The sequence below is a fragment of the Exiguobacterium sp. KJ 601 genome (genome assembly GCF_027161185.1).
Lineage (GTDB): Bacteria > Bacillota > Bacilli > Exiguobacteriales > Exiguobacteriaceae > Exiguobacterium > Exiguobacterium profundum.
Map to the genome: position 1 here is coordinate 1,903,687 of NZ_JADHZG010000001.1, position 11,292 is coordinate 1,914,978.

General features: G+C 49.6%; 13 protein-coding genes. 6 read left to right on the forward strand and 7 right to left on the reverse strand.

Annotated features, from left to right (window positions below; translation table 11 throughout):
- Window position 1: 1 nt before the first annotated feature.
- Window positions 2-835 carry an aldo/keto reductase gene (locus tag IRJ25_RS09740; RefSeq protein ID WP_214684834.1) on the forward strand — a complete coding sequence of 278 codons (834 nt, stop codon included), beginning with the start codon at window positions 2-4 and terminating at the stop codon, window positions 833-835.
- A gap of 12 nt (window positions 836-847) precedes the next feature.
- Window positions 848-1,462 carry a PH domain-containing protein gene (locus IRJ25_RS09745; protein ID WP_015881030.1) on the forward strand — a complete coding sequence of 205 codons (615 nt, stop codon included), beginning with the start codon at window positions 848-850 and terminating at the stop codon, window positions 1,460-1,462.
- 42 nt (window positions 1,463-1,504) lie between these two features.
- On the opposite strand, the gene IRJ25_RS09750 is transcribed toward IRJ25_RS09745, so the two are convergent.
- Complete coding sequence (locus IRJ25_RS09750; RefSeq protein WP_269318186.1) at window positions 1,505-2,023, reverse strand: DUF1836 domain-containing protein; 519 nt, start codon at window positions 2,021-2,023, stop codon at window positions 1,505-1,507.
- A gap of 127 nt (window positions 2,024-2,150) precedes the next feature.
- On the opposite strand from IRJ25_RS09750, the gene trhA reads away from it, so the two are divergent.
- From trhA to IRJ25_RS09765, 3 genes are all read left to right on the forward strand, one after another.
- Window positions 2,151-2,795, forward strand: a complete 645-nt coding sequence (gene trhA, locus IRJ25_RS09755; RefSeq protein WP_269318187.1) for a PAQR family membrane homeostasis protein TrhA — start codon at window positions 2,151-2,153, stop codon at window positions 2,793-2,795.
- An 87-nt stretch (window positions 2,796-2,882) separates the two neighbouring features.
- Window positions 2,883-3,578 carry a DsbA family oxidoreductase gene (locus tag IRJ25_RS09760; RefSeq protein ID WP_269318188.1) on the forward strand — a complete coding sequence of 232 codons (696 nt, stop codon included), beginning with the start codon at window positions 2,883-2,885 and terminating at the stop codon, window positions 3,576-3,578.
- Window positions 3,579-3,675: 97 nt separating this feature from the next.
- A complete protein-coding gene (locus tag IRJ25_RS09765; protein ID WP_269318189.1) occupies window positions 3,676-4,893 on the forward strand; it encodes an MFS transporter in 1,218 nt (405 codons plus the stop codon).
- A gap of 25 nt (window positions 4,894-4,918) precedes the next feature.
- On the opposite strand, the gene IRJ25_RS09770 is transcribed toward IRJ25_RS09765, so the two are convergent.
- The 4 genes from IRJ25_RS09770 to IRJ25_RS09785 all read right to left on the reverse strand — a co-directional run bounded on the left by IRJ25_RS09770 (window position 4,919) and on the right by IRJ25_RS09785 (window position 7,872).
- Window positions 4,919-6,013, reverse strand: coding sequence for an MBL fold metallo-hydrolase (locus tag IRJ25_RS09770; RefSeq protein ID WP_269318190.1), 1,095 nt, complete (start codon window positions 6,011-6,013; stop codon window positions 4,919-4,921).
- 195 nt (window positions 6,014-6,208) lie between these two features.
- Entirely contained in the window at window positions 6,209-6,787 is a 579-nt protein-coding gene (locus IRJ25_RS09775) for an SCO family protein (RefSeq protein WP_269318191.1), read from the reverse strand.
- Window positions 6,788-6,800: 13 nt separating this feature from the next.
- Window positions 6,801-7,214 carry a disulfide oxidoreductase gene (locus IRJ25_RS09780; protein ID WP_214684844.1) on the reverse strand — a complete coding sequence of 138 codons (414 nt, stop codon included), beginning with the start codon at window positions 7,212-7,214 and terminating at the stop codon, window positions 6,801-6,803.
- A 1-nt stretch (window position 7,215) separates the two neighbouring features.
- The gene (locus tag IRJ25_RS09785) at window positions 7,216-7,872 is read right to left on the reverse strand and encodes a DsbA family protein (protein WP_078146477.1); all 657 of its coding nucleotides are present in this window, start codon (window positions 7,870-7,872) and stop codon (window positions 7,216-7,218) included.
- A gap of 122 nt (window positions 7,873-7,994) precedes the next feature.
- On the opposite strand from IRJ25_RS09785, the gene IRJ25_RS09790 reads away from it, so the two are divergent.
- Window positions 7,995-9,587 (forward strand): diguanylate cyclase domain-containing protein, encoded by a 1,593-nt coding sequence (locus tag IRJ25_RS09790; protein ID WP_269318192.1) that lies wholly within the window; start codon window positions 7,995-7,997, stop codon window positions 9,585-9,587.
- Window positions 9,588-9,766: 179 nt separating this feature from the next.
- Here the strand turns inward: IRJ25_RS09790 and IRJ25_RS09795 are convergent, their stop codons facing one another.
- On the reverse strand, window positions 9,767-9,925 hold the full coding sequence (locus IRJ25_RS09795) for a DUF6241 domain-containing protein (protein ID WP_269318193.1): 159 nt from the start codon (window positions 9,923-9,925) through the stop codon (window positions 9,767-9,769).
- 76 nt (window positions 9,926-10,001) lie between these two features.
- Window positions 10,002-11,276: a 2-oxoglutarate dehydrogenase complex dihydrolipoyllysine-residue succinyltransferase gene (gene odhB / locus IRJ25_RS09800; protein WP_031421273.1), complete on the reverse strand. Its 1,275-nt coding sequence runs from the start codon at window positions 11,274-11,276 to the stop codon at window positions 10,002-10,004.
- Between the last annotated feature and the right edge of the window lie 16 nt (window positions 11,277-11,292).

An 11,292-nucleotide genomic window follows, 5' to 3' on the forward strand; every position in this document is an offset into this window, starting at 1 on the left:
TATGGAATGGACGACGTTGAATAATAACGTCAAGATGCCGATGCTCGGGCTCGGTGTCTATAAGGTCGAAGATGGCGCAGTGACGGTCGATACGGTCAAAGCTGCGCTCGATGCAGACTATCGATTGATCGATACGGCTGCGATTTATCAAAATGAAGAGAGTGTCGGACAAGCGCTTCGTGAAGCAGGCATCCCACGAGAGGACGTCTTTGTGACAACAAAGCTTTGGAACGAGTTCCACGGATTCGACGAGGCGCTCCAAGCGTTTCAGGATAGCTTAGATCGGCTCGGACTCGAGTATGTCGACTTGTTCCTCATCCACTGGCCGATGCCCCGTTTCGGTAAATTCGTCGAAACGTACAAAGCACTCGAACAGCTGTATGAAGAAGGACGCGTCCGAGCAATCGGGGTCTCGAACTTTGAGATCGAGCATTTGGAGCAAATCATTCAATCATGCTCAATCGTCCCGGCCGTGAACCAGGTCGAGATCCATCCATATTTGTCTCAGAAAGAACTGATTGCATTCTGCAAACGATATGACATCCAGATTCAAGCGTGGAGTCCACTCATGAAAGGACGCGAAGCGCTCGAAGATGAGACGATCGTCAAGATTGCGAAGGCTCACGGAAAATCGCCGGCCCAAGTCATTTTGCGTTGGCACTTACAGAACGGCGTCGCCGTCATCCCAAAATCCGTCACACCGAGTCGAATCAAAGAAAATATACAGGTATTCGACTTCACGTTGACGAAAGAAGAGATGGCGGCCATCGATGCGCTCAATCGTGACGAGCGGACCGGGTCCGACCCGAAAGAGATGCATAAAATCCATTACTGAGGAGTGAATGACATGTTCAAAAAACTGGCTTCTGATTTGACTGGCTTCAGCGACATCGGTGAGGTGATCGACCCGTCCGATTTTGATAAGGCGGACTCGGATGATTATGTCCTCCATGAGGATAACGAAAAGATCTATTTCTTGATCAAATCAAAATCGGATGAATACTGCTTTACAAACTTAGGTATGATTCACCTTGATGGAACGAGTGCGATGAGTTCGAAACGAGTGCTATATCGTTACCCTTACGCACACTATCCGATTAAGCACGTCATGTTCGAGACGGCCGGCACCGTCGACCTCGATGTCGAAGTCAAATTCACAATCGGCGACAAGCCATACTCAATCGATATCAACAAGAAACAAATCGAGCACGTGAAAGATTTGTACAAGGCACTCCTCGCGATTGAAGAGATTCAGCGGGAAGGCCGTCGCATGATGGAGTATGCGAACACATCACTGACTCACTCCGTCTCGATCTTGAGCGGACTTCGTGAAGGTGACATGAACGTCCCGAACACGTTTAAGGAATTGAACGAGCAATCGTTCGATTGGCTACAACGCCACTATCATGAATGGAACCGTAAAGACTTCGGTACGGTTTACGAGAAATACATCAATAACTAAAACAACTCCTCCGCAGACGATTTGTCTTCGGAGGAGTTGTTTTTAGTTCTCATCGATCAATTGCTCGGCCAACCGCTGATACAAGTGGCTCATATGAACGGCAGATGCGATGGCGAGCGTTCGCTTGACATCGCTCTCTTTTTCGAGCGATGTACTTAATAGCGTGTCCGCCTGGGCTTCGAACACTTCTAGATTCTTCACTTTCTGAGCCTGATAGGCCTCGTAGAAGTCTTCAAGTGAGAACGTCTCATCCGACTCGTTCAACGGTCGGAGCGTCTCCTTAATATCACTGATCGACAAGAGACCTTTCATCTCATAAATCAAACTGAGTAACATCAGATGTTCATTTGTATACTTTTTATTTTTGACGGGATGAAACAACTTGCCCTTGGCATAGTTGTTGATCATCGTCTTCGTCAAAATGGTCTCCTCCTCGTTTCGCTTCATCTTCCCATAATGCTGCTCGAACAGCTGGATGACCTGATCCATGTATAAATCAACGGTCGGCAATACGTCCCGTGGGAGTGTACCTTCCGTTTCGGTAATGTCCTTCGCTTTCATCTACCTCACCTCACTTCCTAAGTATAAAGAAAACTTCCATTTGTCGAAAGGTACACCTTGTTGTTTGTTCCTCTTCAGTATATCATGTAGTTATCGATACTACATGATGTGATAAGGAGTGTTTTACATGCATTCGATTTTCCGTGAACCCATCAACGCACTGACGCATCTTGCCGGTGCGGTACTGGCTTTCATCGCCCTCATCGCGATGGTCGTCAAAGCCTCGTTACTCGGCTCGCCGCTTGCCATTATGGCCGCGATTCTATTCGGGATCAGCCTCGTCTTTCTTTACTTATCGTCAGGTCTTTACCATAGCATCATCGCCTCACCGAACGTCATCGCTTTCTTCCGGAGAATCGACCATGCGATGATTTACGCGTTGATTGCGGGTACATACGCACCGCTCACGTTACTCGCGCTCGAAGGACCGACGCGGTGGGTCCTTTTCGGTACCGTACACGCACTCGCCTTGTTCGGCATTATCTTCAAACTCGTCTGGTTCCATGCCCCTCGTTTCTTGTCGACCGCGCTCTATATCGGGATGGGATGGTTGTCCGTCTTCTTTATCGGACCACTCCATGACGTGATCGGCAACACCGGTATCTTCTGGCTCGTCCTCGGGGGCGTCATGTATACGATTGGCGGACTCATTTATGGGTTCAAACCAAAATTCGTCAACTGGCGAGGATGGGGTTTCCATGAAGTGTTCCATCTGTTCATCTTGTTCGGAAGCTTCGCCCACTTCGTCTGTGTATTCTGGTACGTCTTTTAAGTCCTCCTCGTGGAGGACTTTTTTCATGAGCCGTTTCCTGTACTTTGAATTCAAGATTTCCTACACTAAGGACAGGAGGGATTCATCATGAAAATTGAAGTATGGTCAGATTATGTCTGCCCGTTTTGTTATATCGGAAAGCGTCGTCTAGAAGAGGCGCTCGAACAGTTCCCACAGGCAGATCAAGTCGAAGTCGAATTCAAGAGTTTCGAGCTCGACCCGAACGCCCCGACGAATGATTCACGTACCATCTATGAGGCACTCGCAACGAAATATCGGATGCCAATCGAACAGGCAAAAGGAACGACAGCACAAGTCGCTGCACAGGCCCGTGAAGTCGGACTCGATTACGATTTTGAGAACATGGTCGTGACGGGTACGCTCGACTCGCATCGCTTGACGCATTACGCGAAAACGGTCGGGAAAGAAAAAGAATTGTCGGAAGCGTTGCTGCAGGCTTATTTCGTCGACGCGAAACACATCGGGAACCACGATGTGCTTCTTGAAATCGCGACAAGCGTCGGACTCGAACGTGACGCCGTGCGTGACGTCTTGACGACTGACGTGTATACGGAAGACGTCCGTGCCGAAGAGAAACGCGCAAGCGACCTCGGCATCACGGGTGTCCCGTTCTTCGTATTCGACAACAAATATGGGGTGTCCGGTGCTCAGCCGACGGAAGCGTTCAAGCAAGTGCTCGAAAAAGTCTGGTCTGAGAACAATCCGACAATCCAAGTCCTTTCGAACGGTGCGACGTGCACTGACGACAACTGTGATATTTGATTGATGAAGAAGCCGACGTTCGGCTTCTTTTTTGTGGCTAAATGAAGCATTCTCAAGCATAATTATTATCAACAGATAAGAATCGAGGAATACATCTATGTGGAAAAATCGGAACGTCTGGATCATCTTGACGGGCGAATTCGTCGCTGGTCTTGGTCTATGGCTCGGCATCATCGGGAACTTGGAATTTATGCAGGACCGCGTCCCCTCTGACTTTGTGAAGGCGGTCATTCTCGCCATCGGCTTACTTGCCGGGGTCGCCATCGGTCCGCTCGCGGGTCGCTTGACCGACCAAGGTTCTAAGAAAAACATCATGCTCATCTCGAGCATCGTCCGGGCGCTGAGCGTACTCTTCATGTTCGTCGCCATCGAGACGAATTCGGTCGTGTGGATGGTCATCTTCTTGATTATCTTACAAGGATCGGCCGCATTTTATTTCCCTGCCCTGCAGGCAGCGATTCCGCTCATCGTGAAGGAACGGGAGCTTCTTGCCTTGAACGGCGTTCATATGAATGTGTCTACCTTGTCGCGTGTCATCGGGACGGCGATTGCAGGTGTCCTTTTGACACTGATCTCGCTCCGTAACGTCTACGCGCTCTCGCTCGTCGCCTACCTGTTGCTAGCGGTCGCGACGCTCTTCTTGAAACTCGATGAGACGAAAACGCCCTCGGCGAAAAAGGTCGATGCGAAAGCGTCGAGCGGTTTCAAAGACGTCTTCCCGATCATCAAATCGATCCCAGTCATCTTCATGACGCTCGTCATGACGCTCATCCCACTCCTCTTCATCGGAGGATTCAACTTGCTCGTCATCAACATCAGTGAGCTGCAAGATTCGACGGCGATTAAAGGATGGATTTATACGGCAGAAGGACTCGCCTTCATGACAGGTGCCTTCATGATCAAACGCATCGGCGAAAAATTCTCGGCGTTCTCAATCTTATTCTCGTTCTCGTTTTTAATCGGTGTCGCCCAACTGATGCTCTATTTTGCAGATATCCCGTTCATGTCCATCGCAGCGTTCGTTCTCTTCGGCTTCTCGGTCGGATGTTTCTTCCCGACGGCGGTCACGATTTTCCAGACACGGATGCCAAAAGAATATCACGGTCGTTTCTTCTCGTTCCGAAACATGCTCGACCGGATTATCTTCCAAGTCGTCCTTCTCGTGACAGGATTCTTCCTCGACTTGATTGGACTTCAGCTCATGGTCGTCTTGTTCGGAATCAGTTCGATCGCGATGACAGCCGCGTTCCTCGTCTATACGCGTAAACACAAACTGCATATCGAAGAAGATGCTACAGAGAAGATGTCTTCCTAACAAAAAAAACAAGCGGTGACCAAGGTCATCGCTTGTTTGCGTCTTCGAGCTCTCGCCACCACGTCGTCGTATCATTCCGACCATCGAGCGTGATCCGCTCCCCAATCTTCGGAGTGAGGACGACTTCTTTTGGTAAGAGAGACGACATCTGTTCCGCTGGGTCGAACCAATCGTGGAACGACAGCGTGAACGCCCCCCAATGGATCGGCATCATCTGATCGGCACGTAGATCACGAAACGCTTGCGCGGTCTCTTCCGGCTGCATATGGACGTCTGGCCAGCGCACATCATATTGCCCGCATTCGAGTGCAGCGAAATCAAACGGTCCGTACTGTTCGCCAATCATCTTGAAATGCGGAGCATATCCACTGTCCCCACTGAAGAAGAGCCGATCCGTCTCACCGAGGACGACCCACGACGCCCACAGCGTGCTGTTGCGGTCCGTCAATGAGCGACCGGAGAAGTGACGCGCCGGCGTACAGATGAATGTCCACGACCCGAACGCATGCGACTCGCCCCAATCCCGTTCTACGATTCGTTCTGCCCCGATACCCCATCGTTTCAAATGGCTTCCGACACCGAGCGGTACGATAAACATGGCGACCTTGTCTTTGATGGCAAGAATCGTTCCATAATCGAGATGGTCGTAATGGTCATGCGTCAATAAGACGACATCGATTTCGGGCAAGTCCTCGAGTTCGAACGGCAAGTCTTCACTGAAGCGTTCGTTTTTAGCGAACGGGAGTGGGGATGGGCTACGTCCAAACATCGGATCGACGAGCATCATCTTCCCGTCCATTTGTACCATGAGCGCCGAATGACCGAGCCAATAGACTCTCGTGAAGCTCGACCCCGTCTTCTCCTCGAAATCGATCGGCACGATCGGAAGACGTTCGGTAGGTTTACGCAGTGACGTCACATCACGATAGTCACGCGCCATCGACACCATGTCCTGCGCAGAAAAGTTCATCGGCGTCTCATATTGATTACGAAACTTTCCGTTGACCCGGTTCGGAGATTGAAGCGATTTCGGCTTTCGTCCGAGCGGTTTGTACTGTGTCAGAATCGTTCCGGTGACAGCCGCCATTCCGACCAATGAGAGCAACATCGTCTTTTTCATGTAGATCCTCTTTTCTAATAGTTCGTTGAATTGATTATAGCGTGCCTTCGCCGTTTCTATACGAGAAAGGATGTCGATTCGCCTATCTTTCAAAAAATGGCGTGGTCTTCATTGAGCATTCTGGTTATTCCATTATAGCAGGTCTCTTAAACCAAAAAGACCTGCCCACCCGTGTTTGGTGGAGCAGGTCTTCGGTTAAGATTTTTGCAAGATTTTAATGTCGTTGATGATGTCTTCGGTCGGAACGTTTTGGAAACCAGGATACGCCTTGATGATTTTTCCTTCTTGGTCGACCAAATAGAAATACGTGCCGTGGTCGACTTGTGTGCCTTCGTCAGGCTTCCGAACGAGCGCCTTAAAGTTCTGTTGAGCAAATGTTTCAATTTCGTCTTGCGAATAGCCTGAGAGGAACTGCCAATCTGCTTTCGCAAGGTCATAGCCACTCATAAACTCCTTCATTTTCTCCGGAGTATCCACCGTCGGGTCGACGCTGAACGAAACGAACTGCACGTCTTCGACGCCTTCTTTTTCAAGCGCTTCATTCAGTTTCGTCATATTGTATGTCATCGGTGGACAGACTGTCTCACAGCTTGTGAAAACGAAATCCGCCATCCACACTTTCCCTTTTAAATCGTCAAGACTGACCATTTCTTCATCTTGATTCGTATATTCGAACGATTCGACTTCCCAGTTGAGCGGATCCTCAATCTCTTGACCACATCCTGCTAGGACGATGAGCATCGTCGTCAAACCAATCATCCACCATTTCTTCACACGTGCCAACTCCTTATCGCTTTTTGACGTTCCACATGAGGATTGTGATGAGCGTGAAAGCCGTCAATGCGAGGAACGGGATCGTGATGAACCCGAGCCAGTTAATGTATTGACCGCTACACGGAACTCCTTGTGCACAAGGTTGAATTTCTGCAAAACCTGGCACTTTCTGTACCAAGTAATGGTAAAGTGATACGAAACCGCCTATGATAGTAAGCGGTAACACATATTTCCGAACCGCCCGATCTTCCGTGAAGACGGCAATCCCCAAGAGGATGGTCAGCGGATACATAAAGATACGTTGAATCCAACATAGCTCACATGGCACGAACTCCCGGATCTCACTGAAGTAGAGACTGCCGAGCGTCGCCGTCAACGAGACGAGCCAAGCGAGGTATAACCCATACTTTTCGAGAAATGATTTCATCTTACAAATCCTGCTCGATCAGCTCTTGGATTTTTTCGTAATCGAACGGGTCTTCGAGCATCACGCCGTTGATCATGATGGACGGGGTGAATTGAACACCGTTCTCTTTTACAAGACCGTCATCCGTACTGACTTTTTCAAGTACGGTCGATTCTTCCCCAAGGTCTTGCTGAAACTTCGCCAAGTCGACCGATGTCGTCTCGCTTGCGATTTCTTTCAGCTTCTCGACGGTCACCCACGCATTGTCGTGTTGTTGTGATTCCGGTTGCGCATCGTAGAGTGCCTTATGGAACTTCCAGAACGACTCAGGGTCTTGCTCGTATACCGACTCGGAAGCGAGGGATGCCAAGATTGATTCTTGTCCGTGGAACAAGACGTTAATATAGCTGAAGCTGACGTCTTCCTTGTCGAGATAATCCGCTTTCAGTTGCGGGTAAATCGTTTCACCCCACTGTTTACACGAAGGACACTTGTAATCTCCGAACTCGACGACCGATACTTTTGCGTCCGGGTTTCCGAGTGTCGGTTGTCCTTCAATCGAGACGTGATCGCCACGCTCGGCTGTCGTCGACTCATCTTGGTTGAGTAAGACGAACACCAATGCGATTAACGCGACCGCAACGATGGTCAAGATGACCAACAATTGATTCTTTTTCATTCTCTTCACCTCTATCTATTTTGACTCGTCTTTCATTATAGCGGAAGCTCTTCTTCCAATCATGATATCGACTCGTTTTTCATAATTCTCTTTAATTCAAGCTTTAGGAGGTTTATTTACGCATGATCAAGTCTTTTACGATGCGCCTCGGACTCATTTTGGCGCTCAGCATTGCCACGCTCGTCTTTTTACTGACAATCGCACTCACTTCCCTCATCAGTCACCGGGCATCTGACGCGCTCGAGAAAGAAATCGGGGAACGCCTCTCGACGACATCGCATCAGTTGGCGGACAAACTCGATTTTTATATGTGGTCACGCTATCAAGAAGTCCAACTCTTACAAGGCCTCGATTTAGAAGACCGAGACGAGACACGTCGACTACTCGACCAAGTCCAATCAAACATTCCCGCCTTCTCTTGGATGGGCGTCACGGATGCGGACGGGACCGTCGTCGCTTCGACGAACGGGATTCTCGAAGGGGCATCGATTGCCGAACGACCGGTTTATCTTGAAGCACAAGATGCTCCCTTTATCGGAGATGTCCACGAGGCAGTTCTCTTAGCTGAATTATTGCCGAATCCGACGGGAGAACCGCTCCAATTCGTCGATATCAGTGTCCCGCTTTTCCAGGACGGCTCGTTTCAAGGGGTACTTGCCACTCATTTAAGCTGGGCCTGGGGGAAAGAAGTACTCGAACATTTCAATCGAACGCTTCATGAACAAGTCGATGATACGGATTTATTCGTCATCAGTGAACGAGACAGTGTCGTGCTCCTCGGTCCAGACGACATGGTCGGAAAACCACTCCCTGTATCCTTTACAGAAGGCGCCTCCGTGAAAGAGTGGGATGACGGTCAAGACTATCTGACAGGCATGTCAATCGGAGAAGGATATGATGAATATCCTGGACTTGGTTGGCAGGTCGTCGTCCGTCAGCCGACGGCAGTCGCGTTTGCACCAGTCGAGACACTTGAAACGAGAATTCTATGGATTGGTTTATTGGCCTCACTTGTGACGGCTGTACTCGGTTGGCTACTCGCTTCGATCGTGACGAGACCGTTGAAGCGAATCACCGAAACGGCTTCGCTCATGGAACAAGGGAAAGCAAACACGTTTCCCCATCAATCAGGAATCAAAGAGATTGAGTCGCTCGCGTTCGCGCTCGAATCGCTCGTCACCTCCCTTACGGAGTCAGAGTCGGAACGGGTACACTTTGAAAAACTAGCGAATCGTGACGCACTGACCGGTCTTTCAAATCGGGTCGCCCTACGTGAACAGCTGAATCAACTACACACCTCGAAAGAACCTTACATCTTCTTCTATCTCGACCTCGATGGCTTCAAAGCGGTGAATGATACATATGGTCATGCGGTCGGGGACGAGGTATTGGTCGAGGTCGCACACCGGTTACGGGCTCTGCCCCTCGAGGAGGTCTATCCCGTCCGATTGAGCGGAGACGAGTTCTTCCTGATGTTCCCGAGGACTGAGCGTTCGACCCAACAAATTCGAGAGGTTGGAAACACACTCATCGATACAATTTCTAAACCGATTACGCTAGACATCGCATCGGTGAAAGTCGGGGCTAGTATCGGGGCGTCCATTTGGAGTCCACCGGAACCACCACACATTGCCATCGAACAAGCGGACGACGCGTTATATCGGTCAAAAGCGAACGGAAAACAACAACTTTCTTTCCATGAGTCGCTTTCGTGACGTCGTTTCTCCATACGAAAAGGAGTTCGTGATGAACTCCTTTTGCTTATTCTTCCGTATTCGTATTCACGTCTTTCTTCTGCACGTGTCGCCAGTCCGTTCAAGAATCCAATGACAGCATACATTTCCTCTAACAATACGTCCTGTTATTTATCGATTTCATCGAAGATGGCTTGTCCTCATCGTTCAATGATTCCGCCGAGTTGAAGATAGTCATCGTTTTTGATTTTATTCTTGTCACGCAACAACTCCAAATAGCCACGAACCTCTTTCAGATTGTCATGCGTCATCGGGATGGCACCCGCTTTTTCTGTCGCCAAGATTTTTTGATGGGTCATCAGATGCATCGCGTCGATAAGATTCCCTACATTAAAAAAGCACTCGCCCCTATATAGGAGCGAGTACTTCCTGTTCTTACGCTTCGAACAACAATTGTTCTGGATCTTCAATCATGTCTTTGATGTGCTTGAGGAATGTCACAGCCTCACGACCATCTACGATTCGGTGATCATACGAGAGTGCCACGTACATCATCGGACGGTTCTCCATTGTATCCGCATCGATGGCGACTGGACGGAGTTGAATCGAGTGCATCCCAAGGATAGCGACTTGCGGTCCGTTCAAGATTGGTGTTGAGAGGAGTGAACCGAACACGCCACCGTTTGTGATCGTGAACGTACCACCTGTCAAATCACTCAACCCGAGCTTGTTGTTACGCGCTTTGTCCGCGAGGTGAAGGATATCTTTCTCGATTTCCCCGAAGTTTTTGCGGTCCGCTTCACGGACGACCGGAACGACGAGACCATCTGGAGCCGAGACGGCAATCCCGATATCATAATATTTCTTCAAGACGATTTCATTGCCTTGGATTTCAGCGTTCAAGTAAGGCATCCGCTTGAGAGCTGCCACTGCTGCTTTCGTGAAGAACGACATGAAGCCGAGTTTAACATCGTTGTCTTTCACGAACTTCTCTTGGCGACGTTTACGAAGTGCCATGACCGCCGACATATCGATTTCGTTGAACGTTGTGAGCATCGCTGCCGTCTGTTGCACTTCGACGAGGCGGTTCGCAATCGTTTGACGACGACGTGTCATTTTGATGCGCTCTTCTTCTTTCCCACTCGCTGCCGGTTGTGGTGCCGGAGTGGCAGCCGCTGGTTTCTGCTCTTTCACGGCTGGTTTGTCTTCATGTTTTGAAACGTCATGGACGTTGATGCGACCGATTGGATCGTTCGTTTGGACAGCTGAAAGGTCGATACCTTTCTCTCGAGCGAGCTTGCGTGCAGCAGGTGTCGCGATTGGTCCTTTACCCGGGCTCGCCACGTGCTCTTCACGTTTCTCGACTTTCTTGCCTTCTTCAATAGACTCTGTCTTTTTCTCAGTCGGTGCTTCTGTTTTCGTTTCTGTCGCGTTTTCCGTCTTCGTCTTCGTCGCGACAGCCGTTCCGCCACCAGAACCTGAACCGAGACGTGCGATGACTTCACCGACTTGAACCGTGTCCCCTTCTCCGGCAAGTTGTTCTTCTAACACACCCGCTTCGTCAGCCGGGACTTCGATATTGACTTTATCTGTCTCGAGCTCGACGATTGCTTCCCCTTTTTCGACTTGGTCGCCTGGCTGTTTGAGCCATGTCGCGACCGTTCCTTCCGTAATGGACTCTGCTAATTCCGGTACTTTGATTTCGATCACAATGAGTTCCCCCTTA

What these genes read in the sequence shown, in the direction of transcription:
- IRJ25_RS09740 (WP_214684834.1), top strand. Translation starts at nt 2, where the DNA reads ATGGAATGGACGACGTTGAATAATAACGTCAAGATGCCGATGCTCGGG.
- IRJ25_RS09745 (WP_015881030.1), top strand. Translation starts at nt 848, where the DNA reads ATGTTCAAAAAACTGGCTTCTGATTTGACTGGCTTCAGCGACATCGGT.
- IRJ25_RS09750 (WP_269318186.1), bottom strand. Translation starts at nt 2,023, where the DNA reads ATGAAAGCGAAGGACATTACCGAAACGGAAGGTACACTCCCACGGGAC.
- trhA (WP_269318187.1), top strand. Translation starts at nt 2,151, where the DNA reads ATGCATTCGATTTTCCGTGAACCCATCAACGCACTGACGCATCTTGCC.
- IRJ25_RS09760 (WP_269318188.1), top strand. Translation starts at nt 2,883, where the DNA reads ATGAAAATTGAAGTATGGTCAGATTATGTCTGCCCGTTTTGTTATATC.
- IRJ25_RS09765 (WP_269318189.1), top strand. Translation starts at nt 3,676, where the DNA reads ATGTGGAAAAATCGGAACGTCTGGATCATCTTGACGGGCGAATTCGTC.
- IRJ25_RS09770 (WP_269318190.1), bottom strand. Translation starts at nt 6,013, where the DNA reads ATGAAAAAGACGATGTTGCTCTCATTGGTCGGAATGGCGGCTGTCACC.
- IRJ25_RS09780 (WP_214684844.1), bottom strand. Translation starts at nt 7,214, where the DNA reads ATGAAATCATTTCTCGAAAAGTATGGGTTATACCTCGCTTGGCTCGTC.
- IRJ25_RS09785 (WP_078146477.1), bottom strand. Translation starts at nt 7,872, where the DNA reads ATGAAAAAGAATCAATTGTTGGTCATCTTGACCATCGTTGCGGTCGCG.
- IRJ25_RS09790 (WP_269318192.1), top strand. Translation starts at nt 7,995, where the DNA reads ATGATCAAGTCTTTTACGATGCGCCTCGGACTCATTTTGGCGCTCAGC.
- IRJ25_RS09795 (WP_269318193.1), bottom strand. Translation starts at nt 9,925, where the DNA reads ATGACCCATCAAAAAATCTTGGCGACAGAAAAAGCGGGTGCCATCCCG.